The sequence below is a fragment of the Corynebacterium sp. H127 genome (assembly GCF_037482665.1).
Taxonomy (GTDB): Bacteria; Actinomycetota; Actinomycetes; order Mycobacteriales; family Mycobacteriaceae; genus Corynebacterium.
Genome location: NZ_JBBHKY010000001.1, coordinates 205,934 through 230,801 on the forward strand (window position 1 = coordinate 205,934; position 24,868 = coordinate 230,801).

Annotated in this window: 25 protein-coding genes and 5 tRNA genes; 8 read left to right on the forward strand and 22 right to left on the reverse strand. The window is 57.9% G+C overall.

What is annotated here, in order from left to right:
• Positions 1-12: 12 nt before the first annotated feature.
• The 10 genes from WG936_RS00960 to WG936_RS01005 form a co-directional block, all read right to left on the reverse strand.
• Positions 13-555 (reverse strand): adenine phosphoribosyltransferase, encoded by a 543-nt coding sequence (locus tag WG936_RS00960; protein ID WP_339563456.1) that lies wholly within the window; start codon positions 553-555, stop codon positions 13-15.
• On the reverse strand, positions 552-2,204 hold the full coding sequence (locus tag WG936_RS00965; RefSeq protein WP_339563455.1) for an ABC transporter substrate-binding protein: 1,653 nt from the start codon (positions 2,202-2,204) through the stop codon (positions 552-554). Before WG936_RS00965 ends, WG936_RS00960 begins: the two co-directional genes overlap by 4 nt.
• 138 nt (positions 2,205-2,342) lie before the next feature.
• Complete coding sequence (secF, locus tag WG936_RS00970) at positions 2,343-3,470, reverse strand: protein translocase subunit SecF (protein WP_339563454.1); 1,128 nt, start codon at positions 3,468-3,470, stop codon at positions 2,343-2,345.
• Positions 3,470-5,263, reverse strand: a complete 1,794-nt coding sequence (gene secD, locus WG936_RS00975; RefSeq protein ID WP_339571865.1) for a protein translocase subunit SecD — start codon at positions 5,261-5,263, stop codon at positions 3,470-3,472. The genes secF and secD overlap by 1 nt, the downstream gene beginning before the upstream one ends.
• 130 nt (positions 5,264-5,393) lie before the next feature.
• Positions 5,394-6,488: a Holliday junction branch migration DNA helicase RuvB gene (gene ruvB, locus WG936_RS00980; protein ID WP_339571866.1), complete on the reverse strand. Its 1,095-nt coding sequence runs from the start codon at positions 6,486-6,488 to the stop codon at positions 5,394-5,396.
• A 6-nt stretch (positions 6,489-6,494) separates the two neighbouring features.
• Positions 6,495-7,094 carry a Holliday junction branch migration protein RuvA gene (gene ruvA, locus WG936_RS00985; protein ID WP_339571867.1) on the reverse strand — a complete coding sequence of 200 codons (600 nt, stop codon included), beginning with the start codon at positions 7,092-7,094 and terminating at the stop codon, positions 6,495-6,497.
• Positions 7,091-7,720 (reverse strand): crossover junction endodeoxyribonuclease RuvC, encoded by a 630-nt coding sequence (gene ruvC / locus WG936_RS00990; protein ID WP_339563659.1) that lies wholly within the window; start codon positions 7,718-7,720, stop codon positions 7,091-7,093. The genes ruvA and ruvC overlap by 4 nt, the downstream gene beginning before the upstream one ends.
• A 147-nt stretch (positions 7,721-7,867) precedes the next feature.
• Positions 7,868-8,620 carry a YebC/PmpR family DNA-binding transcriptional regulator gene (locus tag WG936_RS00995; protein ID WP_339563451.1) on the reverse strand — a complete coding sequence of 251 codons (753 nt, stop codon included), beginning with the start codon at positions 8,618-8,620 and terminating at the stop codon, positions 7,868-7,870.
• Positions 8,621-8,703: 83 nt separating this feature from the next.
• Positions 8,704-9,306 (reverse strand): pyridoxal 5'-phosphate synthase glutaminase subunit PdxT, encoded by a 603-nt coding sequence (gene pdxT / locus WG936_RS01000; protein ID WP_339571868.1) that lies wholly within the window; start codon positions 9,304-9,306, stop codon positions 8,704-8,706.
• Between the two features lie 4 nt (positions 9,307-9,310).
• Positions 9,311-10,180: an acyl-CoA thioesterase gene (locus WG936_RS01005; RefSeq protein ID WP_339563449.1), complete on the reverse strand. Its 870-nt coding sequence runs from the start codon at positions 10,178-10,180 to the stop codon at positions 9,311-9,313.
• 76 nt (positions 10,181-10,256) lie between these two features.
• On the opposite strand from WG936_RS01005, the gene WG936_RS01010 reads away from it, so the two are divergent.
• On the forward strand, positions 10,257-10,718 hold the full coding sequence (locus WG936_RS01010) for a DUF3817 domain-containing protein (protein ID WP_339563448.1): 462 nt from the start codon (positions 10,257-10,259) through the stop codon (positions 10,716-10,718).
• Positions 10,719-10,801: 83 nt separating this feature from the next.
• Here WG936_RS01010 and pdxS read toward each other — a convergent pair whose 3' ends face one another.
• From pdxS to WG936_RS01065, 11 genes are all read right to left on the reverse strand, one after another.
• Positions 10,802-11,698 (reverse strand): pyridoxal 5'-phosphate synthase lyase subunit PdxS, encoded by an 897-nt coding sequence (pdxS, locus tag WG936_RS01015; RefSeq protein WP_339563447.1) that lies wholly within the window; start codon positions 11,696-11,698, stop codon positions 10,802-10,804.
• A 90-nt stretch (positions 11,699-11,788) separates the two neighbouring features.
• Entirely contained in the window at positions 11,789-12,229 is a 441-nt protein-coding gene (locus tag WG936_RS01020; protein WP_339571869.1) for a hypothetical protein, read from the reverse strand.
• Positions 12,226-13,320: a glycosyltransferase family 4 protein gene (locus WG936_RS01025; protein WP_339563445.1), complete on the reverse strand. Its 1,095-nt coding sequence runs from the start codon at positions 13,318-13,320 to the stop codon at positions 12,226-12,228. The genes WG936_RS01020 and WG936_RS01025 overlap by 4 nt, the downstream gene beginning before the upstream one ends.
• Positions 13,321-13,332: 12 nt before the next feature.
• A complete protein-coding gene (locus WG936_RS01030) occupies positions 13,333-14,220 on the reverse strand; it encodes a phosphatidylinositol mannoside acyltransferase (protein ID WP_339563444.1) in 888 nt (295 codons plus the stop codon).
• Complete coding sequence (gene pgsA / locus WG936_RS01035) at positions 14,217-14,867, reverse strand: phosphatidylinositol phosphate synthase (protein WP_339563443.1); 651 nt, start codon at positions 14,865-14,867, stop codon at positions 14,217-14,219. Before pgsA ends, WG936_RS01030 begins: the two co-directional genes overlap by 4 nt.
• A gap of 19 nt (positions 14,868-14,886) precedes the next feature.
• Complete coding sequence (locus WG936_RS01040) at positions 14,887-15,486, reverse strand: HIT family protein (protein ID WP_339571870.1); 600 nt, start codon at positions 15,484-15,486, stop codon at positions 14,887-14,889.
• Positions 15,473-17,503: a threonine--tRNA ligase gene (thrS, locus tag WG936_RS01045; RefSeq protein ID WP_339563658.1), complete on the reverse strand. Its 2,031-nt coding sequence runs from the start codon at positions 17,501-17,503 to the stop codon at positions 15,473-15,475. Before thrS ends, WG936_RS01040 begins: the two co-directional genes overlap by 14 nt.
• Before the next feature lie 184 nt (positions 17,504-17,687).
• A complete protein-coding gene (locus WG936_RS01050; RefSeq protein ID WP_339571871.1) occupies positions 17,688-18,899 on the reverse strand; it encodes a Dyp-type peroxidase in 1,212 nt (403 codons plus the stop codon).
• A 5-nt stretch (positions 18,900-18,904) separates the two neighbouring features.
• Positions 18,905-19,528, reverse strand: coding sequence for a copper chaperone PCu(A)C (locus WG936_RS01055; RefSeq protein WP_339563440.1), 624 nt, complete (start codon positions 19,526-19,528; stop codon positions 18,905-18,907).
• Positions 19,525-20,076, reverse strand: a complete 552-nt coding sequence (locus WG936_RS01060; protein WP_339563439.1) for a copper resistance CopC family protein — start codon at positions 20,074-20,076, stop codon at positions 19,525-19,527. The genes WG936_RS01055 and WG936_RS01060 overlap by 4 nt, the downstream gene beginning before the upstream one ends.
• 874 nt (positions 20,077-20,950) lie before the next feature.
• Positions 20,951-21,022, reverse strand: a tRNA-Val gene (locus tag WG936_RS01065).
• Between the two features lie 228 nt (positions 21,023-21,250).
• Here WG936_RS01065 and WG936_RS01070 point away from each other — a divergent pair.
• The 7 genes from WG936_RS01070 to msrB all read left to right on the forward strand — a co-directional run bounded on the left by WG936_RS01070 (position 21,251) and on the right by msrB (position 24,030).
• Positions 21,251-21,323, forward strand: a tRNA-Gly gene (locus tag WG936_RS01070).
• A 45-nt stretch (positions 21,324-21,368) separates the two neighbouring features.
• A tRNA-Cys gene (locus WG936_RS01075) sits at positions 21,369-21,439 on the forward strand.
• A gap of 10 nt (positions 21,440-21,449) precedes the next feature.
• A tRNA-Val gene (locus WG936_RS01080) sits at positions 21,450-21,521 on the forward strand.
• Positions 21,522-21,542: 21 nt separating this feature from the next.
• A tRNA-Gly gene (locus WG936_RS01085) sits at positions 21,543-21,615 on the forward strand.
• A 60-nt stretch (positions 21,616-21,675) separates the two neighbouring features.
• Positions 21,676-22,332: a pyrimidine reductase family protein gene (locus WG936_RS01090; RefSeq protein ID WP_339571872.1), complete on the forward strand. Its 657-nt coding sequence runs from the start codon at positions 21,676-21,678 to the stop codon at positions 22,330-22,332.
• A 47-nt stretch (positions 22,333-22,379) separates the two neighbouring features.
• Complete coding sequence (locus WG936_RS01095) at positions 22,380-23,648, forward strand: glycosyltransferase family 87 protein (protein ID WP_339571873.1); 1,269 nt, start codon at positions 22,380-22,382, stop codon at positions 23,646-23,648.
• Positions 23,626-24,030: a peptide-methionine (R)-S-oxide reductase MsrB gene (msrB, locus tag WG936_RS01100; protein WP_339571874.1), complete on the forward strand. Its 405-nt coding sequence runs from the start codon at positions 23,626-23,628 to the stop codon at positions 24,028-24,030. The genes WG936_RS01095 and msrB overlap by 23 nt, the downstream gene beginning before the upstream one ends.
• Positions 24,031-24,149: 119 nt before the next feature.
• Here msrB and hemQ read toward each other — a convergent pair whose 3' ends face one another.
• The gene (gene hemQ, locus WG936_RS01105; RefSeq protein ID WP_339571875.1) at positions 24,150-24,854 is read right to left on the reverse strand and encodes a hydrogen peroxide-dependent heme synthase; all 705 of its coding nucleotides are present in this window, start codon (positions 24,852-24,854) and stop codon (positions 24,150-24,152) included.
• Positions 24,855-24,868: the final 14 nt, after the last annotated feature.

Here is a 24,868-nt window from a genome sequence, read left to right on the forward strand (position 1 = left end):
TTGCCAAAAGGGCTATTCTTCACCCAGCACCACGACGGGGGTATCACCAAGGCGTTCCCTTCCGCCCAAACCAGGTACTTCCAGCACGACAACGTATCCGATGACTTCCGCGCCACATTCTTCCAGCAGATCGCGCGCGGCCACCAAGGTACCGCCGGTGGCGAGAACGTCGTCGACAAGCACCACCTTCTTGCCTGCAATTTCGATGCCGCTGGCAGGGATCTCCAGCGCTGCGGTGCCATATTCCAAGCTGTACTCACGGCGGTGTACCGGTGGCGGCAGCTTGCCTTGTTTGCGGATCGCAAGAATGCCCTGCTTGAGCTTATAGGCAACAGCCGAGCCGAGCAGAAAACCGCGAGCATCCAAACCACCAATCAACTCAGCGCCCATGTCTTCCGCTGCCGCAGCTAGCTCGTCGACAATCACGCTGAAGCCCGCTGCACTAGCCAATACGGGCGTCAGGTCCTCAAAGAGCACCCCTTCGGCAGGGAAATCCGGTACCAACCGCACTAGGTCTGCTAAGGCCTCGCGGGCGGAGTTATATTTGGTGGTCATTTCGATTTCCCTTCTACCCAACGCTCCATATTCCAGCCGATGCCGGAGGAAGAGGTATTCGGCACCACATTCGCGATGCGATTGTCATAAACAATAGTGCGTGGCTGCGCGGCCAGCGGAACTGTGTCCGACTCATCCCACAGCTGCTGCTCGGTCGCCCGCAGCTTTTCGACGTCATCAAGCCCGCCATCCACATGGCCGTAGCCTTGGTGCGGGTCTACGGCGTACAGGAAAGCATCCAGCTCGCCGGCGAATTCTCGCTGACCTCCTGGGTAATCTTCCATCCGACCGACATCCCCCAAGGACGCCCCCTCTGAAGACGCATCAACCACGTTGATACCCGCAGGTGCGCAGGAGGAAGCGATCGCGGCCACCATAGCCTGCTTGCGTGGGTCTGGGCCGGTGTAACCAATCCGAATAGTCTGACCACGCAACCTTTCTGCCTGCCCTAGATCAGTATTGTTTTTCTCTTCGATCAAGGATTTCAACTGTGTGTTAACGGGATCAGTAGCCGTGGTCAGCCGGGTGGCTACCGGGGTTACCTCTACCCCTGATTCCGCGGAGGAGATCGCTGCAATATCGCTGCGATTAATGCAGGCGGCGAAGGCACGCCTGCTTTCTGCATCCGCAAAGACACCAACATTGGCCAGGGACAACAACTCAGTCATATGCCCTGCTGCGTACTCGACTTTGAAGCGGTTCCTCGGATCATCCCGGTTAACCCACGGCACGTCCTTTACCCCAACTAGGTCCGCGATCTCCAGACTGCCCGTCTCATTGGCTGCGTTAAGGTCAGCGTTCTGTGGCCACACCATGATTCTTTCGAGGTTGGCGGAATCGCCATGGAAGTTCTCATTGCGTACTAATTGCACCTCGCCGCTTTCCCCCACAGATTCAATACGGTAAGGGCCCGCAGAGACTTGCAGCTCCGGGTCGAATTCTTTCAGGCTGAAACCCTGATTCCACACGGTGGCCACCGGCATCAACGCGGCGGGATTATTGGCTTGCAACAAGGATACGAGCTTCTGTTCGTCCAGCCCCAGACGATGCCCCACAGCATGAGCTGGCACAACGGTGCCTGGGCCGAAGAGCTGTCGCCAACGCGCGCCCATGTTCTCCTTGAAAGTGACGGTGAATTTCTTCGCCCCCGGTTCACAGTCCAATTTCTCTACTTGCGTCATCAGCGGCGCGTTGGAGTCGAACAGGCTCGGATTGGCTCCGGCCTTATAAGCGAGTAGAAAGTCGGTGCAGGTGATTGGCTTCTCGTCGGAGTACTGCGCCTCCGCGTTGATCGTATACACGACCTGGGTGTGTGCACCCGGCAATAATTGCGCAGTTGCTAAATCCCGGTTGGGGATCATTTGGCCGTTGGGACCGGTGATGAATACCGGCGGGAATAGCTTGCCGCCGAGCAGATCGCTATTGGTGGAGGCACCGACGATTGTTTGTGCATTCGTGGTGAGCAGCGGTGATCCGACTGCATAGCCGAAGTGGTCAATAGCGGCGCCTGGAAGCCCTTGTGTACAGCTCGCGAGCGTAGTTGCTGCCACGGTTAAAGCAGCAACCGTGGCGCGACGCCGCGCACGCTGTTGCGTGCCTCGGACAAAAGCTTTCCACCCAAACATGAATTCCTTAGAGTTCGATCGCATCTTGACCGCCTTCAGTATAGTGCTGCCACGTCACAAAACTTCCTCCACCCAGTTCATCGGAGCTTAGCGCGCGGAGGATGAAACGCGAGCGGCGAGTCCACCTCGTGTGAACCCGCCGGCTTGCTGTGTTAGGGGCAGCTATTCCCCCGGGCGCCAGGTGCGACCGTTGCCTTTCTTCTCCCCCACCGGATTAATATCCGAAGCAGGGGCCGCCACGGAAGCCACCTTGTGGGCTGCCACAGGTTGCGCTTCTGGTTCAATGCCATGGTCAGCTTTGCCAGCGCGCAGCTCAAGAACCGACTGCTCGTGCGCCCGCATCTTCTTTTGGCGACGCTTGAGGCTCACCAGGATCGGAGTAGCCAGGAACACGGAGGATAGTGCGCCCTCCACAACGCCGATCAGCTGAACCAAAGCGAGGTCCTTTAGCGTACCTACGCCCATCATCCACACCGCGACGATCATCAACGCGATGATCGGTAGCGCTGAAATAATTGTGGTGGAAATAGAACGCATGACGGTCTGGTTGACGGCCAAGTTTGCTTGTTCGGCGTAGGTTCTGCGCCGCGAGCCCTCGAAACCGGCGGTGTTTTCCTTAACCTTGTCAAAGACCACCACGGTGTCATACAGCGAGAAGGACAGCACCGTGAGCAGGCCGATCACCGTAGCCGGCGTTACCTCGAAGCCAACGAGGGAGTAGATTCCCGAGATCACTACGATGTCCACCAACAGCGCTGCGATGGCAGCGATGGACATGTCGCGTTCAAAGCGGATCATGATGTAGATGAATACCAGCACCAAGAACGCCACCATGGAGATCAGCATGCGGTTAGTGATGGTGGATCCCCAGGATTCGGAGACGGTGGAGTCACCGACCGCGTCCGGTGTTGCGGCGCCCGTCTGATCCTTCGGCTGGAACTTCTCGAAGAGCGCACTGCGCGCCGCGGAGATTTGTTCCTCGGTCAGCCGCTCTGAGTTGATCTCCACCATGCGGGAATCGCCGGCACCGACAACTTGCACGAGCTCCGGGTTAATTCCGGTGGCACCATCAAAGACTTCTTCTACCTGCTCAATGCTGTAGCCAGCGTCTGGCATATTCATCTTCGTGCCACCCTCGAAGTCGATACCGAGGGAGAAACCACGAATAGCGATCAACAGGATGCTGATAGCCAAGGCGGCGGCGGTGATGCTGTACCAGAGCTTGGTTCGGCCAATGAAATCGATGCCGCCTTCGCCGGTGTAGAGGCGGCCGAGTGTTCCCTTGCTCATTAGATCTTCTCCTCTACCTTGTACTGTTCATCCAGTTCGCCTGCTTCTCGACGCCTATCCGCAACCTTCGTGACCGCGCCCAGGCCGTTCACGGAAGGGTTAGCAAACCATCGCTTCCGAGAAGCGAGGATGACTAACGGCCCAGTCAGCAAGAACGTCACAAACAGGTCGAACACCGTGGTGAGGCCTAAGGTGAACGCGAAGCCCTTCACCTCGCCGACAGCCAGGATGTACAAGACAACGGCAGCGATCAATGAGACAAAGTTGCCGGTCAGTACGGTGCGCTTAGCAGAATCCCACGCGCGTGGCACCGAAGAGCGGAAAGTGCGGCCCTCGCGGATCTCGTCCTTGATGCGCTCGTAGAACACCACAAAGGAGTCCGCTGTGGTTCCGATACCAATGATCAACCCAGCCACACCTGAGAGATCCAGCGAGTAGCCGATCCAGCGACCGAGCAGAATCAGGGAACCGTACACCAGGAGGCCAGAGGCAACCAGGGTGAACATGGCCAACACGCCGAATACGCGGTAGTAAGCCAGCGCGTACAGTGCCACGGCGATCAAGCCAACTAATCCGGCGATCAGACCGGCCTTGAGCGAAGCCGTGCCCAATGATGCTGGAATTGTGGTGGTGGTGCCACCACGTTCCCCGTTTTCACCGGCGAAGCTGAGCGGCAGCGCGCCATATTTGAGGTTGTTCGCCAACTCCTGGGCCTCTTGTTCAGAGAAGTCACCAGTGATGGAGGTTGCGGATCCAGCCGGTGTGGGGCTCTGAATCACTGGGGCGGAGATGATGGCGGAGTCGAGAGTGATGGCCACCTGACGCTGCAGGTAGTCCTGGGTCACCCGCGCCCAGGTTGCGGCACCTTGCTCCGCACCTTCGGACTTGAAGGAGAAATTGATTTCCATCTGACTGGTCTGCGGATTCAAACCGCCAGCAATCTGCTTATTGGCATCAATCTCATTGCCCGTCAGGCGCTTGCCGCCTTCCTGCTCCCCGACCAGTAGCGGAGCAGGCTCCAAGATGTACTTCTGGCCCGTTGCGTCACAGGTAACAAAGGGCTTAGCCGGATCATCTGAACCAGCCAAAGGATCGAGCTCCTCGCCGCACTGAATCAGGGAGGCGGCCGCAAACTGCAGATTCGCATCCTCACTCTGGCGATCGCCACGCAGCATCTCCGTGATCTCTTGACGGCGCTTCGTAGCCTCTACCGAGTTCGCGGGCTCTGCTGGAGCAGATGCCGTAACGGTCTTGGCTTCATAGGGCGCTTGCCCTTCCGGCAGGCTCTGATTGAGAGAATCTACCAAGGCCTTGAGCGACTGATTGGCCTGCTCAGGCTTGAGAACGCCTTTTTCTACCCAGCGGTTAGCCATCTGTGCGCCAACATCCAACACCTGTGCCGGGTCAGGAGTGCCGGGCTGGGCTACGGGGCGGAACAACAACTGCGAGGTCTGTCCGAGCGCACGCGCCTGGCTGGTGTCTTCACCGGGTACCGTGATGACCAAAGTATTGCCATCAGTTACCACGTTTGCACCGCTCACACCCATGCCGTTCACACGGTTTTCCAGAATCAACCGCGCCTGGGCGAGCTGTTCTTGGGTGGGTTCTGTTCCTTGGGGAACCAGGGTCACGCGGGTGCCACCCTGTAGATCAATACCCAGCTTTGGATTGAGGGATCGATCGCCTGTGAACATCACCAGCCCGTACACGGCAAGCAGGACCAGTACGAACAAGCCAATTGCTTGCTTCGGCCACGTGCGACTCCGTGCTGGCCGCCCTGAACTGCTAGACACCAAGGTTCTCCTTTTAGTTCGGCCACCACCGCAATCAGCAGTTGTGGCCGGAGATAGAAAATAGTCCGACGCTTCATGCTACGTCATAGCAATAAAAAACCGCTGCGACACCCCTTAGGACATGCTGCGCTTAGCCTAGGGTGCTGTAGCCGCCAATGGCATCTGCCGGCGGTTCCAGATCCAGATGTCGCCAGGCTGTGGCCGTCGCAACGCGACCGCGCCCTGTCCGCGCAATGAGGCCCGCCCGCACCAAGAAGGGCTCGCATACCTCTTCCACGGTGCCGGGTTCCTCTCCCACAGCAACGGCCAACGTATTCAGACCGACGGGGCCGCCACCGTGACCACGCACAAGGGCATCGAGGACGGCCCGGTCAAGACGATCCAGACCCAGCTCGTCAACATCGAACACAATAAGCGCCGCCTTCGCAGCCCCCATGTCGATGTGCCCATCCGAGTGCACCTCAGCAAAATCGCGGACGCGACGGAGCAAACGGTTGGCGATACGCGGAGTGCCACGGGAACGAGAGGCAATCTCACCCGCTGCATCCGCGTCGATGGACACACCCAGGATGCTGGCTGCGCGAGTCACCACCTTCGTAAGATCGGCGTCGTTATAAAACTCCATCTGAGCGACAAAACCGAAACGATCCCGCAGCGGTCCGGTGAGCATGCCCGAACGCGTGGTGGCGGCCACGAGGGTGAACGGTGCGATCTCCAAAGGTATCGATGTCGCGCCCGGCCCTTTGCCCACGATCACGTCGATTCGGAAGTCCTCCATCGCCATGTACAGCATTTCCTCTGCTGGGCGCGCGATGCGGTGGATTTCATCGATGAACAGGACATCGCCTTCGATCAGGTTCGAAAGCATGGCGGCAAGGTCACCTGCCCGCTCCAAGGCGGGGCCCGAGGTCATCCGCAAGCTAGCGCCAAGTTCCTGTGCCACGATCATCGCCATGGTGGTTTTACCCAAGCCGGGTGGTCCAGAAAGCAAAATATGATCCGGTGCTACCCCGCGATTCTTCGCACCGGTAAGCACTAGGTCGAGCTGACTGCGCACTTTCGGCTGGCCGATGAATTCGTTCAGGCTTTTCGGGCGAAGGGTCGTCTCAACATCAAATTCGCCATGCTGTCGCTTCGCATCGATGCTGGATGTCTCCGAACGCCCGGCGGCTTTGGCTGCCACATCGGCTGGCAGGGCAAACTCTGTCTTCTCAATGTCTGACACGGTGGCCTACTTCCGCCCCAGATGTGCCAAGGAAAGACGCAAGGCGGTAGAGCGGTCCGCATCTGGGTGCTCGGAGAGCACGTAATCGACCGCAGCGCTGGCATCCTTTTCACTAAACCCAAGGCCGAGCAACGCGCTAACGATGTCGGCGCTGGCGGTGTGTGTCGGCGCTGGCGCGACGCTCTCGGCGGCTGCGGGCGTCGCAAAGCCGGTGACCTTGTCTTTCAGATCTACGATCATGCGCTCCGCGGTGCGCTTGCCGACGCCCGGGATGCGCTGCAAACCCTTGGCATCACCGCTCGTGATGTAGTTTGCGATCTCTCCTACGGAGTACATCGCCAAGACGGCCAAGGCCAAACGCGGGCCGAGCCCCGAAACACCTTGGAGCGTAGTGAACATCTCGCGCGATTGGCTATTGCTAAAGCCATAGAGGTTCATCGCGTCTTCGCGAACTGTCATCGTGGTCAGCACCCGAGCAGTTTCACCACGCCTGAGTTCCGCGAGGGTCTGCGGGGTGGCCATGAAGTAGTAGCCGACTCCCCCGCACTCAATCACCGCACCACCCAAGTCGATGGCGACAACGGTTCCGTTCAACGATGCGATCAAGAGCTACTCCTTGGATGGGCGGCGGAATGTGAAATAGTTGGGTGCTCGACGCGACGCTGCCTACGTTGTTCGTTGAAGCTGGCCTTAGCTTGGCCCAGCTTGCCGTTCTGAGCGCGACGCTGGCGTGCAATCTGTTCTTCGGTAATCTTCTGCCTTTCCAGCATAGGGGCACGCCAACAGTGACAGACCGCAAGGGCGAGTGCGTCGGCAGCATCCGCGGGCTTTGGCGCCTCCGCGAGCCCTAAAATGCGAGTAATCATGATGGTCATCTGCTTCTTGTCGGCTCGACCGTTGCCGGAAATGGCTTTCTTGACCTCACTGGGGGTGTACATATGCACCGGCAGGCCGCGTTCTGCAGCGGCGAGCACCAACACACCGACGGCGTGGGCGGTGTGCATAACTGTGGAAACATTGCCACGCTCAAAGATGCGCTCAATAGCGATGACGTCCGGCTCATACTCCGTCATCCATTCCCGAACCGCAGTACTAAGTCGAAGCAGACGTTCCGTCAGCTCGGCATCTGCGGGAGTGCGCACCACCCCTACGGAAATTGGGTACACAGCACGGCCAGGGCCGGACTGTACCACCGAAAGGCCACAGCGTGTCAGCCCAGGGTCAATCCCCATTACCCGGATGCCAGCGCTCAACGGTTCTCCCTGCCTCGGCCCTTATTGTTACCCAACCAACTATATAGCACACAATTTCGAAACGTGGACTCGCCACGCATGAAAAAAGAGGGAACCATCCGGTTCCCCCTTCGCTAGCGCCAGGAGCTAGTCTTCTAGCTGCGCCAAGACCTCATCGGACAAGTCCATGTTCGTGTAGACATTCTGCACATCATCGGATTCCTCGAGAGCATCAATGAGCCTGATGATCTTCTTGGCACCCTCTGCGTCCAGCGGGGACAGCACCGAGGCGCGGAAGTCGGAGTCGGAATCGTCGACATCAATACCGGCGTCGACAAGCGCCTCCTTCACTGCGGTCATATCGGAAGCATCGCAGACAACTTCAAACTGGTCGTCGAGGGTGTTGACCTCTTCCGCACCCGCGTCCAGAACCGCCATCAACACGTCGTCCTCGCTGAGCTCATTCTTCTTCACCAACACAATGCCCTTGCGGGTGAACATGTAGGACACGGAACCGGACTCCGCCAGGTTGCCATTGTTCTTGGTGAAGGCAGTACGCACCTCAGTGGCAGCGCGGTTACGGTTATCCGTAAGACACTCAACCAGCATTGCTACGCCGTTCGGCCCATAGCCTTCGTACATGATGGTTTGCCAGTCGGCGCCACCAGCTTCTTCGCCGGAGCCACGCTTGCGGGCGCGCTCGATGTTGTCGTTAGGAACAGAGGCCTTTTTGGCCTTCTTGATCATGTCATCAAGAGTCGGGTTCGCTGACGGATCACCGCCACCAGTACGGGCCGCAACTTCGATGTTCTTGATCAGCTTGGCAAATTCCTTACCGCGCTTGGCATCGTTTGCTGCCTTCTTGTGCTTGGTAGTAGCCCATTTGGAGTGGCCTGACATATACCTACAAACCTTTCGTCGGAACGCACATCACACTGTGCCCGTGCTGGCTGCTAAGTATACGCGCAGGAGCGGGAAGAAAATTAACCGGACTGGCCCGCGGCCGCCACAATCTCTGCGAAATACGCATGCACTCTCGTGTCCCCGGAAACCTCCGGATGGAAGGAGGTGGCAATCACGTTTCCAGAGCGCACCGCTACAATCGCCCCCTCCGCTGGCCCGCTAGGCACCCGGGAGAGTACTTCCACATCTTCCCCGACTCGCTCCACCCACGGGGCGCGAATAAAGACGGCTGGCACGCTGCCCGCAATGCCACGAAAATCTAGGTCCGCCTCGAAGGAATCCACCTGGCGGCCGAATGCATTGCGCCGAACCGTGATGTCCAAGGCGCCCAGGTTATGTGCATCCGCGCGGGTATCCAGGATTTCATTGGACAATAAGATCATGCCAGCGCAGGTCCCGTAGGCGGGCAGCCCATCCCGCAGCGCCTGGCGTAGCGGTTCGAGCATTCCCCCCAGTTCCAGCAACTTAGACATCGTGGTGGATTCGCCACCCGGCAGGATAATGCCATCAAGCCCTGCCAGGTGTTCAGTGCGGCGGACTTGCCGAGATTGGACGCCAAGTTCATCCAGCATGCGCTGATGCTCTGCCACACCGCCTTGTACTGCAAGAACACCAATTAACATTGCGCTATTTTCCTTCATCGTAGTTGAGGGTTTTCATCGGAATCTGCGTCGTTCCTGGCTTGAGCAGGCGGGTCAGTCCCTCCTGCGTTACGACGGCAACCAAATGCCCACTCTGGTCAAAAATACGTCCTTGGGTCAGTGCTCGGCCATCGGAGGCAGAGGGCGAAGTCTGGTCATATAGCAGCCACTCGTCGGCACGGAATGGACGCAGGAACCACATGGCATGATCGAGCGAAGCTTGCATGACCTCCACTCCGGGGTGCGGCACAAGTGCGGACTGCAGCAGCGTCATGTCGGACATATAAGCCAAGGTGCACACATGGAATGTTTCATCATCAGGAAGGGGCGTTTTCGACTTAAACCACACCACCTGCTGGCTGGGGGTGTACTTATTGTGCTCGAAAGCGGTATCCGGCACGACCCGGATGTCCCACTCGCTCCATTCCGTCAACAGCGCCCGAGAGCGTGGATTCATCGCTTCGGGATCCACCACAATGTCTTCTGGATCCGGCACATCGCGCATGCGATCGGTGTGCTCGATACCGACATCGCCTTGACGATGAAAACTCGCCTGCATGATGAAGTTCGGTTCCCCGTCTTGCATGGCCTTCACCTGACGCGAACAAAAGCTCCGGCCATCACGAATGCGGTCAACCAGGTAAGTAGTAGGCTGATCGGATTTACCCGGTGCTACAAAGTACCCATGCAGGGAATGCACTTTGAAATCTGCTTCCACCGTCCTAGTGGCCGCCACTAACGCTTGCGCCGCTACCTGGCCTCCGAAGGTACGGATAAATGCGGTAGGCACTACTGGGCCACGATAAATATCCCGGTCAATTCGCTCGAGATTGAGGACGTCAGCAATCGCCGCCACTTAGCCACTCCTTGTTCATCTGCAAAAACTGCGCTTGTTCAACCAATACACTACGGCTCCAGTACTCTCTAACGCTATGTCCCCTCAAAAGCTCTATGCATCCTTGGCAACGGCCGAAATGCTCACCTGGGCACTGCTCTTAGGAGGCATGGCCCTCAAATACAGTGGTCTCACTGCGTTAGGGGTGCGCATCGCCGGGCCGATTCACGGCTTCACATTCCTCTGCTTTGGCGCAGTGACAATCCTGCTCTGGATCAATAACCGCTGGCCCGCGCGCCGCGGCATCACCGGCTTGCTCAGTACCCTGATTCCGTTTTGCACTGTGCCTTTCGAGCACTCCGTGAAGAAGGCCGGGCTTATCGACGCCCCTTGGCGCTTCCGAGACACGAATGAAAAGCCACAGGGGTTCTTTGAAAAGATCCTCGCGATGATTGTGCGGCGCCCGCTGCTAGCTGCGGTGCTAATCCTGCTCCTGATCGCCATCCTTTTCACGATTTTGCTGGCACTCGGCTCACCGCTAGAAGCACTGCGAAACTAGTGTTCCGCAAGGACAAAGTCCGCCGTACGGACGAGAGCGTTTCAGCTCCGCCCGCACGGCGGACTCTTTGCTAGCGCTGCTAACTACCAGCCACGCTCAGACAGGCGGTGAGGTACTGGTTCATCGTCGACATTGATGCCGACCATGGCTTCACCCAGGCCGCGGGAAACCCGAGCAATGGTGTCTGGGTCGTCAAAATTCTGGGTTGCCTGAACAATGGCCTTAGCGCGGGCCTCCGGGTTGCCAGACTTGAAGATGCCGGAGCCGACGAAGACTCCCTCGGCGCCGAGCTGCATCATCATTGCAGCATCGGCAGGGGTGGCAATGCCACCAGCGGTGAACAATACGACTGGGAGCTTTCCAGACGCAGCGACTTCGCGCACGAGTTCATAAGGTGCCTGCAGCTCCTTGGCTGCCACGTAGAGCTCATCCTCGGCCATAGACTTCAAGCGGTTGAGCTCGGCGCGGATGGTGCGCATGTGAGTGACGGCATTGGACACGTCACCGGTGCCTGCTTCGCCCTTCGAGCGAATCATCGCAGCGCCCTCGTTGATACGACGCAGTGCCTCACCCAGGTTGGTGGCACCACACACGAAAGGCACGGTGAAATCGAACTTGTCGATGTGGTTGCTGTAATCGGCTGGCGAGAGCACCTCGGACTCGTCGATGAAGTCCACACCCAAAGACTCCAGCACCTGCGCTTCCACGAAGTGGCCGATGCGCGCCTTTGCCATCACAGGGATGGATACTGCACTGATAATGCCTTCGATCATGTCCGGGTCAGACATGCGGGAGATGCCGCCTTGGGCACGAATATCGGCTGGTACCCGCTCAAGGGCCATGACAGCCGTTGCGCCGGCGTCTTCGGCGATCTTCGCCTGCTCAGGGGTGACCACATCCATGATCACACCGCCCTTCAGCATTTCCGCTAAGCCGCGCTTCACGCGAGCAGTGCCCTGTGCTGGTTCCTTATTTGTCACGACGGTGCCGCCTCCTGTATTTGCAAGTCAAAATCTTCGACTTACCCCATGTTAAACGCATCTAAATGCCAAGGGGAAGTATCCCCTAGCTTAAGACTTCAATTCGAAGTACACGGGAAGCCGAGCCGTGCCGCCAAGCCGGAGTGCTTGCACCAGCGGTCGAGTTCTCACAGCCCGGGTATCAGTGACGGCTTCATTGTAAAAGCGGTGCGCAAGCTGCACACGCGTGGCCGCGTCCGCGATCGATGGGTGCGTGCTGGTGGTAGCTTCCATGAGGGCGCGTTCGGCGGCGGCACGGTCGTCGAAAAGCGGCGGTTCGAGCCCAATGAGCTGTGCGTTTCGCGCCAAGGGTGCGGCCTGTGGGTCAAGCGCTTCAATGAGGGCAGCGCGTCGATCGAGGGCCGAATGCAAGAAATGCAGCGCGGCATCGACACGAATGTGGAGGCGATTAAGCCGTTGAGCCGTGAAGTACATCCACGCCAGTGCGAAGGTCAGTACGACGGTGACAAGGATGGCGAGTAGCCACATCATGATGCACCTCGCAACCGGACGGGGGTACCATCGGCAACAGTTTCATAGACGCGCAGGATGTCCGCGCCCACCCGAGACCAGTCGTAGCGCTGCGCCCGGATGCTGCCCCGCGCCCGCAGCGTTTGTCGACGCCCCTCCTCCGCCAACACTCGATCCAAAACGCACGCTAAATCACTTGCATCCCCGTTGCGAAAAATCTCCCCGCAGGGTTCAGCGGATTTCGCTTGCAGCACATCTTGGAAAGCTTCAAGATCAGAGGCCACGACAACTGCCCCAGCGGCCATAGCCTCTACGAGGACGATCCCGAAGCTCTCCCCGCCGGTATTCGGGGCCACATAGACATCCGCCCGCCGCAACAGTTCGATCTTCTTTGCTTCGCTGACCTTCCCCACAAAGTCCACGTTCGGAATATCTCGGCTAGCGCCCGCTCCAATCACAGTGAGATGCAGGGGCTGGCTGAGCAGTGGTAGTGCGGCTAACAGCACGTCGAGGCCTTTGCGAGGCTCATCAATCCGGCCCAGGAAAACCACCTCGAGGGGGCTGTTGACCGGTGTGCTATCTGCCGCAAAGTTCCCTACATGCACCCCGTTCGGTATGAGCACGGGGTCTCCCCCCAATTGCTCGACCTGCCAGCGCCGCGCCATTTCTGACACCGCGATACCGCCGCGAATCTTCTCCAGCAACGGGCGTAAGCCAGCAGCCGCCAGCCTAAGCAACAGAGATTCGGCAGCGGAGGCGTGATAGGTAGCAACAATGGGCCCCTGAGCTAGGCTCAACGCCTGCAAAGAATAGCTCGGCGCGTTAGGTTCGTGGATGTGGAGGACATCAAAATTGCCGTTGCTGATGAAGCTCTTGAGTTGTCTGCTAACGCGTGGTCCTAAGGAAAGTCGGGCGACTGAGCCGTTGTAAGGCACGGCTACCGAGGGACCTCCCCGCACCACAAAATCTGGGAGCTCGGTGTCATTCGCGGCAGGTCCGATGACAGATACCTGGTGGCCCTGCTCGATAAAGTAATGGGCTAGGTCAAGGATGTGAGCCTGAACTCCCCCGGGTTCATCGAAGGAATAAGGGCAGACGAGTCCGATGCGCATGCCTCTTCCCTCCTATTTCCGACGCCTATCTTTGAGCCACAACGGCTGCAGCATATGCCAATCCGCCGGATGGGCTTTGATATTACGCTCAAAGTGCGTGGCAATGTCTTGGGTGGTGGAAACAAGGTCGCTGACCTCTAGCGCTGCGGAGATGCCGAGTCCCCAGCCATCGGGTGTGAAGTAGATATCCGCGACATGCAGCGCTGCACCGGTCTGTCGTGCCAACTCTGCGGGACCTGCCGGGAAAGTAGTTTCCTCCCCGAAAAACTGGACAGGAACGCCCGCCTGCTTAAGGTCGCGCTCCCCCAACAAACACACAATGCCACCTCGTTCTAGAGCCGCTTTGAGACGATCGAAAGGTGCGCCATCGCCCTCATGTCCAATTACCTCGAAGCCAAGGGCGGTGCGGTACTCCACAAAAGCGTCAAAAAGCACCTCTGGTTTGAGTCGCTCGGCCACAGTGGTGAACCCGCCGACATGATGGACGAGCCACACGCCGGCCATATCCCAGTTGCCTGAGTGTGTCAGTGCGATGACAGCGCCCCGGCCCGCGCTGAGCGAAGCATCCAGGTGCTGGGCACCGGTGACGCCACGTTCTAGCTGCTGCGAGAGTCCGGCACGTCGGGAAAGCCGCGGTAATTGAAAGGCCTCCGCCCAGTAGCGCGCATATGAACGCATAGCTGCTGCCACGAGCTGCTCCGTGACGGCGGTTTCTCCCACGACGCGTGCTAGGTTCAGCCGCAACTGCGCGACAACCGATTCCCGCCGCGCCAACCGCGATGCGCTGAACTCAAAGGCTTGGCGCACAACCGAGCTCGGGAGTAGTCCTAAAAACTTCCAGGCGGCGATGTACCCAACTGCAGCGGGGTCTTTGGATCGAAGCGCTCCGAGCAGCGTCATGAAGCCGCTTCCTTAGAACCAGCTGGCGGCGCCACAAACTCGGTTGCGATGGGATCACGGGCGGCCATAATTAGACGTTGGACAATAGTGATCAGTGATCCGACTGCCAATAGCCACAGTGCAACAACTAACGCCCATGGCAGGCCGAGCCCGGCCATCCCAAGGCCAAGCAGCCCGAGAATCAGCCGTTCCGGCCGCTCAATGAGCCCGCCAACAATCTTGATCCCGCCTGCCTCAGCGCGAGCCTTCACATAAGAAATCACCTGCGAGGACACCAGCACGATGAAGGCTGCGATAACCACATGCTGCGGGGCCTGATTCTGATAGATGAGCCACCATAGAATCACGCTGAACAACACGCCGTCGGTGATGCGATCGCAGCTGGCATCCAAGGTTGCGCCGAAGGTGGTGCCGCCGCCGCGCAGCCTCGCCATCGTCCCATCGACCATGTCGAAGGCGGTGACGAGACCCGAGAGCAGCGCGGCCAAGAATAGATGCCCAGTTGGCACCAATACGAGGACGATTGCACAGGCGATCAGCGTGCTTCCCACCGTCACTACGTTGGGGCTGAGCCCAGCCTTGAGTAGCGCACGTGCGACGGGCTCAATGATGACTGCAGCTGGTTTTCGACCATGGACGCTAAGCACGGGTTACCTTCAATCTGCGTTAATTCTGCTCGGGAGAATCCGGGGCTGCCACACCGGGAACATCGCTACGAGAAGCCCATTCGCTAGCCAGTATTCGACGGGTATCACTCAGTAGTTGTGGCAGCACCTTAGTTTCACCCAAGACAGTCATGAAGTTAGCATCTCCGGACCACCGTGGCACCACATGCAAATGCAGGTGATCACCGATCGAGCCTCCAGATGCTTTACCCAGGTTGAATCCCACGTTAAAGGCATCCGGATTGGACACCGCCTTCATCACCTTAATCAATGCCTGGCTAAAACTCATGAGCTCCGCAGACTCCGCGGGGCTTAAGTCCTCTAGGTTTGCGACCTTGCGATATGGCACCACCATGCAATGCCCAGAATTGTAGGGAAATAGGTTAAGCAGGCAATATACCTGCTCGCCCCGGGCCACGATGAGACCTTCCGCGTCGGGAAGCTTCGGGATATCCAAGAAGGGATCCGTGGACTGCACCCCACGGGGCTTATTGGTGACGTAATTCATCCGATAAGGCGCCCACAATCGCGACAGGCGGTCCGTGATACCCACGCCCGTATCGACGAACGTGGGCTCTATACCTGAATTATCGACGGGCACCGAGATTTTCCTCGTTAGGTTGCTCGTTCACACGATCGCGCACCCAGTTCGAGATCAACTCGACGGCTTCAGCCACCGGGACACCGTTAATCTGCGTGCCGTCGAGGAATCGGAAGCTCACAGCATCCGCCTCCACGTCCCGTGCACCGGCTAGCAGCATGAATGGGACTCGTCCCTGGGTATGGTTGCGGATCTTCTTCTGCATGCGATCATCGGAGGTATCGACGTCGGCACGCAGTCCTTTGGCACGCAGCTGCTTTGCGACGTCCTCAAGGTGCTCCGAGAAGTCGCCGGCCACCGGAATGCCGACCACCTGCAACGGTGCCAGCCACGCCGGGAACGCACCAGCATAGTGCTCCAGCAGCACGCCAAAGAAGCGTTCGATGGAGCCGAACAATGCCCGGTGAATCATGATCGGGCGCTGTTTGCTGCCATCCGATGCTGTGAATTCAAGGTTGAAGCGCTCCGGCAAGTTGAAGTCCAGCTGCACCGTAGACATCTGCCAGGTACGGCCGATGGCATCGCGTGCCTGCACAGAGATCTTCGGGCCATAGAATGCGGCACCCGCAGGATCCGGCACGAGCTCAAGTCCGGAGTTGGTAGCCACCCGCTGCAGGATGTCCGTGGACTTTTCCCAAATCTCGTCGGAGCCGACGAACTTATTCGGGTCCTTGGTGGACAGCTCTAGGTAGAAATCATCAAGGCCATAGTCCTTCAGCAGGGAGATGATGAAGTCGAGGACACTGGTTAGTTCCTGCTCCAGCTGATCTTCGGTGCAGTAGATATGGGCATCATCTTGGGTGAATCCGCGGGCGCGCGTCAGTCCGTGAATAACGCCGGACTTTTCGTAGCGGTAGACCGTGCCAAACTCAAACAGGCGCAGCGGCAGCTCGCGGTAGGAACGACCGCGAGAGGCGAAAATGAGGTTGTGCATCGGGCAGTTCATTGGCTTGGCGTAGTAGTCCTGGGGCTGCTTAGTGCAGTTGCCCTCTTCGTCATACTCGCCGTCCAGCTGCATGGGCGGGAACATCCCGTCGGCGTAGAAGTCCAAGTGACCCGACTTTTGGAACAGGTCACCCTTGGTGATGTGTGGCGTGTTGACGAAAGAATAGCCGGACTCAATGTGTCGGCGGCGGGAATGCTCTTCCATCTCCAGGCGGATGATGCCGCCCTTAGGGTGAAATACCGGGAATCCGGAGCCAATCTCATCCGGGAAGCTAAACAGATCCAGCTCGGAGCCGAGGCGACGGTGATCGCGCTTTTCTGCCTCCGCCAGCATGGTCTGGTACTCCTCCAGCGCTTCCTTGGATTCCCAGGCGGTGCCGTAGATGCGCTGCAATCCAGCTTTAGACTGGTCGCCGCGCCAATATGCAGCCGAAGAACGCGTGAGAGCGAAGGCCGGAATGTATTTGGTCGTTGGCACGTGTGGGCCGCGGCAGAGGTCGTACCACTCTACTTCTCCGGTACGTGGGTTGACGTTGGAATATGCCGTCAATTCCCCGGAGCCTACTTCCATGGCTTCATCAGAATCTGGGTCGACATTGCCCTTGTCGTCGATAAGCTCCATTTTGAACGGCTCCGCGGCGTATTCAGCCTGGGCTTCTTCGATGGAGGCGTAGGCCTTACGTTCAAACTTCTGGCCGGACTTGATGATCTTCTTCATCGCCTTTTCGATGTTTTTCAGATCTTCCGGCGTGAAGGGCTCTGCGACATCGAAGTCGTAGTAGAAGCCATTGTCGATGGCGGGTCCGATGCCCAGCTTGGTGCCGGGGAAAAGCTGCTGTACCGCCTGCGCGAGCACGTGCGCGGTAGAGTGACGGATCACGCCACGGCCGGCATCAGTGTTCGCTGGGATGGCGGTGAACTGAGTGTCCGTAGCGGGAACGAAGGAAAGATCCTTGATCTCACCGTTAGTGTCCTGGGCTGCGACAATTGCCTCAGGGCCCTTGTTCGGCAAATCCAGTTCGCGCATTGCGGCTCCGACCGCGATACCTGCGGGAACCTGGAATGAAGTCATGGTGGTCACTATGTGGGCGCTCCTTATGCGCTTGAGGATAAACGGCATACCTGGCCGTTATCCAATCGAGTTTTCCCTGCACTTATCGGGCCTACTATCGTCACGAGGTGCACCAACCTAGACTAGGTCGGCGCACCTCGAACGTGCCATTCAAAGCTGCTATTAAGGAATTCTACTCGCTCGACTACTTCTCCAGCAGTCCGGCACCCCAATAACTAGTTTCGGTGACTCCTGGCGGGATGAAGAATACCGCGGAACCGATGTGCTCGATCCACTGATTCAGCCGGTCCTGCTCATCGAGTCGTTCCTGAATCGGCTCAAATTGCTTCCGTGGATCCTTCTGGAAACACACGAAAACTAGTCCTGAGTTCGAAGTTTGCTCGCTGCCAGGTTCGACCGGGATGTCATAGTTATAGGCACGTCGCAACAAACGCTGCTCCGGATGATCCTTGGGTGCAGTCGCCCGCGCAATATGACTTTGCCTGTCAATGACCGGCAATCCGAACTCGTCAGTCTTATCAAAGTCCGGGGTATCAAATTCTTCATTACCGGTCAGTGGTGCGCCGTTATCAAGACGACGTCCCATGGAGACCTCACGAGAAGGTCGGTCCAGGATTTCCCAGGTATCCAGGTTCATGCTGATGCGGCGCACCACCATGACGGAGCCATTGATGGCCCACTCGGGACCATTGTCAATCCAAACCTGCTCGCGTTGCTTCTCCTCAGTGTGGGGATTGATCGTGCCATCCACCTGGCCGAAGAGGTTACGCGGAGTGTCGCTCGTCGTCTTGGCCCCGTAAGCGTGTAGGAAGCCTTGCTGCATCCATCGGGTTGCTACATAGTCGATTCCGGCGCGGATCATATGGCGAGTCGCGTGCGCGAGCGCCATCGGATCGTCGCTGCAGAACTGCAAAACGACGTCTGCTTCGCCCCACTGGGGATTCAGCTTGTCCCGCTTGAAAGCCTTAATAGGCTTGACAAACTCGGGAACGTCTTCCCCGATGATTTCGAAGAGTCGAGCGCCAAAGCCACAGGTTATTGTGAGCTTGGACGGAGCCATGGTGAGTTCGGGTTCGAGGTCACCAAGCGGGGTTTCCCCGGAAGTGAGCCGACGAGCGTCCTCGGTCCACAGTTTCATCAGCTGGATGACGCGCTTGCGATCCACCTCGGGACGCAGGGTGAATGCCACCAGGTTGAGGTGTGCTTGACCTGGCGTCGTTACGCCTGCTTGGTGATCTCCCGCAAAGGGTTCGACCATTGCAGCGAGCTTGATCGGTTGTTGATCACCATTGGCGAGGTTTACGTCAGGCGCAGCACACGACGCGACTACCCCACCAGCCACTGTGGTGGCCGATGCGGTGAGGAAGTCGCGGCGAGTAATGCGAGATTTCGACATATTTCTTAGTGTGCCATCGGTGCGGAAGTCATGCCGCTGTTGCCCTGAACGCCACCGTCTGGAGCGTAGTTTTCGCCACCGGAGGAGATGGTGCGAACCTCAGAGTTGATCTTCTCAGACTTGCCGTTGGAGAAGTTCAGGGTGACTTCGAGAGAGGAACCGGCCTCGATTGGATCGGTGACATCCATGATCATCAGGTGGTCGCCACCTGGCTTGAGGACGTATTCGCCGCCGGCCGGAATGGTGATGCCATCTTCCTTCATCTGCATGACACCGTTGACAACCTCATGGATTTCATGCTTGCCAGCGTTGGTGTTGGTGCTGAAGGACGTCAGCTTGATGTCTTCCTTGGTGTTGTTCTTCAGGGTGCCAAAGATACCGGTCATTTCCTTCTCAGCAGGCTTTGCCTTGACGAAGGTGTTCTCGAAGGTGACGCCCTCAGCTGCAGCAGCCTTGCTCTCGGAAGGAGCCTTGGTTTCAGACTTTGCGCCCTCTGCTGGCTTTGCAGCGGATGTTGCGGTGTCAACCTTGGTTTCCGAATCCTTCTGGGTGTTGGTGCAAGCACCCAAGGACAGCACGGTCAGGCCTGCGACGGCGAGGGCACTGATCTTCTTAATGTTCACGTTCATAGTTTTTTCTTTCTGTGAGAAAGGGCGAGAATCACACCTACTGCAAGCGCGATGAAGGCAATGGTGCCTACAGCCAAGTAGATGTAAGAATTGTTCGATCCAGCAGCTTCCCGCTGAGTTTGATCATCGATGACTGCGGTGGACTGAGCGTTCGATGACGCATCGCCCGCCACCTTGAAGGTGGTCATTCCGCGAGTTGCGTGACCATCCGACGAAGTGATCTGGAAGCCAATTTTGTAGTTGCCAGGCTTTGCCGGAACATCCGCAGGAATCTGAACCCGGACCAACTGGTTCTCCAACTCCGGTGCAGTGGAGAGAAGAACCTCACCAGTATCTTGGTTGCTTAATGCGATGGTGTTGAAAGATTCCTTAGGGATACCCGAAAACTCTAATTCGAGAGTCTTTGGAAACTCCGCAACCGTGGCACCATCACCGGGGGTTGATCGCATCACCACGTCATGGGCTGATGCATGAGGTAGACCGCCTCCGACGATTGGAGCGAGCAGGACGATACCGGATGCAAGCGCGGCTTTGAATGCTTGTTTCACTGCGTTCCTTCCCCCTCCACTGGTCGATACTTCGCCCTAGTTATTTGATAGGGCTCGGCAAACGGTCTGGGTACTAGTCGGAAGGGTGCTGCATTAAGTTCCCAGGCATTTTTACCTTACCCCCAATCCCCCGCCAGACCATACACCCCACCGCACCGCTTATCGACGCCCACAGCCCCTCACCCGCAAGGCGAACCGGCCTACACTAAGACCGTTATCGCAGGTGCGCCAGCTCCCCTGGGGAAGAAGCATGAACATTGGCCTTAGCTACGGGCGCTTGCTATCTCAACTTTCTAGTCCGGCCTGAGTAAACACAGTTCTATCAACTGGCACCCGGTTAGAGGTCGGTGATGCCGCTCAGCGTCCAACCGCAGCAACTGGACTCGCTACGCCTGACCTCGAGTGTTGATCAGTGCGTTGGGTGGACACTGATCGTCTTCGCAGTTACGGCTCCCAGACTTGCTAAACTCAACGAACATTTATCGACAAACATTTCCACAGCCACTAGAAACCCCTCCGCTTCGGACTTCCGGGCGAAGAAGCGAAATCAAGACCGGCTTGTAACCTTGTTGAAATTCCAGATCTTCAGAAAGCCAAAACTTTGAAAAGAACTCTACTTATTTTGTCCGCAGCAGCCCTTTTGTCAGGCTGCAGCTCGATCACAAACGCACAGGCTCCGGAGACTGCTTCCCCGACGGCCGTATCGCCGTCGACAAGCACGCCCACCCCTGAAGCCCCAGCAGTAGGCGAACAGCCGCAGCCAGCCGAGGATGCCCCTTGCCATTAAGCAGCAAGATCTGCTGACTGCACCCTCCTAGGGGGTAGAAAACAAAGAATCCCCACACCAGGACGGGTGTGGGGATGTTCGAATTTGTGGTCCCAGCTGGGATCGAACCAGCGACCTTTCCGGTGTGAACGGAACGCTCTTCCACTGAGCCATGGGACCTTGTTTAGCGTCGCTCATCAGCGGTGTTAAACAACTAAGAAGACAATGTAGCACCACAGCGCAGAGATTTAATAATCGCCCCCTAGAGCAGCGAATTACCTGACATTGCGCTTGAGTTACATCGCCGTAACTTAGATTTTTACCCGCTGTACAGGCGATTTGTGCTGGATAGCGAAGTAGCGCTAATGTTTGTGTTCGCACCAAACAACGTTTCTTTGTTAGGTGTATGCGGATGTAGCGCAGTTGGTAGCGCATCACCTTGCCAAGGTGAGGGTCGCGAGTTCGAGTCTCGTCATCCGCTCTGGTATTTTTCTACTAATACCTAAAGGCGGGAATTTCCTGCCACGGTGGAATGGCCGAGTGGTGAGGCAACGGTCTGCAAAACCGTGCACACGGGTTCGATTCCCGTTTCCACCTCGCAATTTAGGCGCGTTTAGCTCAGCGGGAGAGCGCTTCCCTGACACGGAAGAGGTCACTGGTTCAATCCCAGTATCGCGCACAGAATTCTTCGGAGTTCAATGCGGATGTAGCGCAGTTGGTAGCGCATCACCTTGCCAAGGTGAGGGTCGCGAGTTCGAGTCTCGTCATCCGCTCAGGTTATAGCAGGCCGGTTCAATAAGGTGGATCGGCCTGTTTCGTTATTCTTGGTTCTTATGATCACTTCACTCATTGGCCCTACCCTCCCCGTCGGTGAACCCGAAGTACGGGCGATCGCAGTGATAACCGCAGACGGCCAGGCAAGCATGTCCGGGACGTCGCAAAGCATGGGCAGCCCGTTGGACGCACAGCTATTGCAGGAACTGCGGCAGTGGGCAGACGTGGTGCTCGTCGGCGCGCAGACCGCACGTGCCGAAAACTACGGGGGTGTGGTGAGCACTCCGGAGCAGCGCACCCGTCGACAGCAGCGGGGACAAAAGCCCGTACCACCCATCGCGGTTATCACCCGCAGCCTGGATGTCCCGCCCCAACTGCTTGCGGGTTCTGGCACTCCACCTCTGCTACTGAGTCCACACGCAGCAACGCACCCCACCGCGACCGTGGTGCAAGTGCCGGAGGAAGACTACATTCAGGCGCTGCACCGGCTGGGTTTCGCAAGGATCGTGGTCGAGGGCGGGCCGAGTATCTACGCAGCGGCACTAGCAGGACGGGAAGTGGACCTGCTGCATCTGAGCATCGACCCGACGCTGGCGCTGACTACCCACACGCCGCTGCTGACTGTCGACGGCGATACTCACCCCCAACGCCTCCAACTCGAATCATGCATGAGCGATCCGGATGGTTGCGTATTCCTGCGATACCGCTGCCGATAAAGTGTGTTGCGCACTCAACAGCGAAGTCCGGTTGATACGGTTATCAAGTGACCGCAGCATTATCGAGAAAGCTTGACCGACTCTGGGTTTCTGGCGACCCCACAGCCCCCCAAGAGCGACCCGCCAAGCCTCGCCGTACCCCTGTTGACCTGTGGGGCAACTATGCACTGTGGCCGATCGCAGTCTTTCTAGTATTCCACCGCGTCTTTGTCCTCGCCGTCAACGGGAGCGTCACGGATGACTTTTCCACCGTCTACTACGCCCTCAGGCGTTTCCACGAAGGCGTGCCCGTCTATAACGAGACCTACCATTTCGTGGATCCGCACTACCTGTACTCCCCTGGCGCCACGTTGTTCCTTTCTCCGCTGGGCTTGCAAACAGATTTCACGGTGGCCCGCACGATCTTCATCGTGCTCAACGCCCTCGCTATAATCTGTGCCCTCGGGCTGTTGACCCGGCTTTTCGGCTACAGCTTGCGTAGCCTGATTTTCCCGGGAGCCATCGTGGGGGCCTTCCTTACGGAGGCGGTGCGCAATACGCTGGTGTTTTCCAATATCAACGGCTTGTTGCTCCTTGCGCTGGTTGGCTATCTTTCCTTGCTCTACCGGGATCGACGTTGGGCCGCGGGAGTGGTGCTCGGCGTTGCAATCCTCATCAAGCCGATCTTTGCGCCGCTACTCTTTCTGCCTTTTGTGAAAGCTAATTGGCAGACAATTGTTTCAGCCCTCGCTATCCCGGTGTTCTTTAACGTTTTGGCGTGGCAGTTCGTCCCCCAGGCCGGCGACTACGTCACGCGCACGATGCCTTACCTCGGTGAGGTTCGCGACTTCGCCAATTCTTCCCTGCCGGGCATTGCCACCTACTTTGGCATGCCGAACTGGCAGGAGAAGTTCTGGTTCTTGGTCTTCGCATTCATCGTCATCATTGGCCTCTTGGCGCTGCTACGTTATCGCAACAGCCAGCCGTTATTGTGGCTCGTATGCACCTCCAGCCTGCTGTTCGCCGGGGTGTTCTTCCTGTCCTCACTCGGCCAGATGTACTACTCGATGCTCCTCTTCCCGCTCATCTTCACCGTCCTGCTTCCCCGCTCACCGATGCGCAACCCGATAGCCTGGATCGCCGCTTATGGCTTCTTGACCGCCGACAACTGGAACTCGGTGGAGTGGATCGACACTGGCCGCTGGTTCACCTTCCTGCTGCCTACCGTTGGCTGGGCCCTGATCCTGGTGGTCATCTCCGTCACCGCGGTAATGTGGGTGCTTTCCGAAGTCCCAGTAAGGAAGGCGAAGGCACATGACCGACTTCAAACTGCTTAACGACGTCGACTGGCGCGAACGCCTCAGCGCCGAGGAATACCATGTCCTACGCGAGGCCGGAACCGAGCCACCCCATGTAGGCGAATACACCAACACTACCGCCGCCGGGATCTACAGCTGTAAAGCCTGCGGCTGCGAACTCTTTCGTTCCGATACCAAGTTTCAAGCGCACTGCGGTTGGCCCGCATTCTTCAGCCCTTTGGCTGGCGACCGCATCATCGAACGCAGCGACGACTCCCTCGGCATGCGACGCGTGGAAGTTCTCTGCGCGAATTGCGAGTCCCACCTCGGCCATGTCTTCGAGGGCGAGGGGTATCCCACCCCGACGGATCTGCGCTACTGCATCAATTCGATCTGTTTGAATTTCGAGCCCGCGGAATAAGTTTCGGCACAAGTATGATTTCACGATCATGATTAGCAGAGTAGAAAACCCGCTAACTATTCGTTGGCGGGCTCATTACTTTGTAAATCATGATCGTGAAATCATGATCGCGGAGCCGCTTAAGGCATTACCTCGATGATCTCCGCGATATCCGCTACACGACGCCCCGAGAAGAACGGCACCTCTTCGCGAACATGCAAGCGCGCCTCGGTGTAGCGCATCTGGTGCATGAGGTCGACGATGCGGTGCATTTCCGGTGCCTCGAAAGCCAGCAGCCACTCATAATCGCCGAGCGCGAATGCCGGGACGGTGTTGGCGCGTACGTCTGGGAATTCACGCGCGGATTGGCCGTGTTCGGCCAGGATACGACGACGCTCCTTGGCATCCATTAGGTACCAATCGTAGGAACGGACGAACGGGTAGACGCAGATCCAGTCGCAAGGAGCTTCACCCATGATGAAGGATGGCAGGTGGGAGCGGTTGAACTCGGCTGGACGGTGCAGTGAAGTACCGGTCCAGAACACCTCGGATACCTGGCCGAGAACAGTCGTACGACGGAAATCGTTGTACGCCTTCTGGATGTCCTGGATTTCCTCGGCGATGAACCAGATCATGAAGTCAGCCTCGGCGCGAATGGCACTGATGTCATAGATGCCGCGGACGGTGACTACCCCGGCTGTTTCGAGCCCCTCGAAGAAAGAGCGCGCTTCAGCGATGATGTCCGCACGCTCATTGCCCAACGCCCCGGTCAGCACCTTGAATGTTGCGAACTGGGAATAGCGCTGCATGCTGTTGAGCTTTTCGAAATCCAACTTTTCAGCCATCGAAAAGGGTGTCC

Bases quoted from the DNA above. Each gene is read 5' to 3' on its own strand.
- WG936_RS01010 (WP_339563448.1), top strand. From the start codon at position 10,257: ATGTCCCCTCAAAAGCTCTATGCATCCTTGGCAACGGCCGAAATGCTC.
- WG936_RS00960 (WP_339563456.1), bottom strand. From the start codon at position 555: ATGACCACCAAATATAACTCCGCCCGCGAGGCCTTAGCAGACCTAGTG.
- thrS (WP_339563658.1), bottom strand. From the start codon at position 17,503: ATGACTTCATTCCAGGTTCCCGCAGGTATCGCGGTCGGAGCCGCAATG.
- WG936_RS01030 (WP_339563444.1), bottom strand. From the start codon at position 14,220: ATGACGCTGCTCGGAGCGCTTCGATCCAAAGACCCCGCTGCAGTTGGG.
- WG936_RS00995 (WP_339563451.1), bottom strand. From the start codon at position 8,620: ATGTCAGGCCACTCCAAATGGGCTACTACCAAGCACAAGAAGGCAGCA.
- WG936_RS01025 (WP_339563445.1), bottom strand. From the start codon at position 13,320: ATGCGCATCGGACTCGTCTGCCCTTATTCCTTCGATGAACCCGGGGGA.
- secF (WP_339563454.1), bottom strand. From the start codon at position 3,470: ATGAGCAAGGGAACACTCGGCCGCCTCTACACCGGCGAAGGCGGCATC.
- WG936_RS00965 (WP_339563455.1), bottom strand. From the start codon at position 2,204: ATGCGATCGAACTCTAAGGAATTCATGTTTGGGTGGAAAGCTTTTGTC.
- hemQ (WP_339571875.1), bottom strand. From the start codon at position 24,854: ATGGCTGAAAAGTTGGATTTCGAAAAGCTCAACAGCATGCAGCGCTAT.
- msrB (WP_339571874.1), top strand. From the start codon at position 23,626: ATGACCGACTTCAAACTGCTTAACGACGTCGACTGGCGCGAACGCCTC.
- WG936_RS01020 (WP_339571869.1), bottom strand. From the start codon at position 12,229: ATGATGTGGCTACTCGCCATCCTTGTCACCGTCGTACTGACCTTCGCA.
- WG936_RS01050 (WP_339571871.1), bottom strand. From the start codon at position 18,899: ATGTCGAAATCTCGCATTACTCGCCGCGACTTCCTCACCGCATCGGCC.
- WG936_RS01055 (WP_339563440.1), bottom strand. From the start codon at position 19,528: ATGAACGTGAACATTAAGAAGATCAGTGCCCTCGCCGTCGCAGGCCTG.
- pdxT (WP_339571868.1), bottom strand. From the start codon at position 9,306: ATGTTAATTGGTGTTCTTGCAGTACAAGGCGGTGTGGCAGAGCATCAG.
- WG936_RS01090 (WP_339571872.1), top strand. From the start codon at position 21,676: ATGATCACTTCACTCATTGGCCCTACCCTCCCCGTCGGTGAACCCGAA.
- ruvC (WP_339563659.1), bottom strand. From the start codon at position 7,720: ATGGGGATTGACCCTGGGCTGACACGCTGTGGCCTTTCGGTGGTACAG.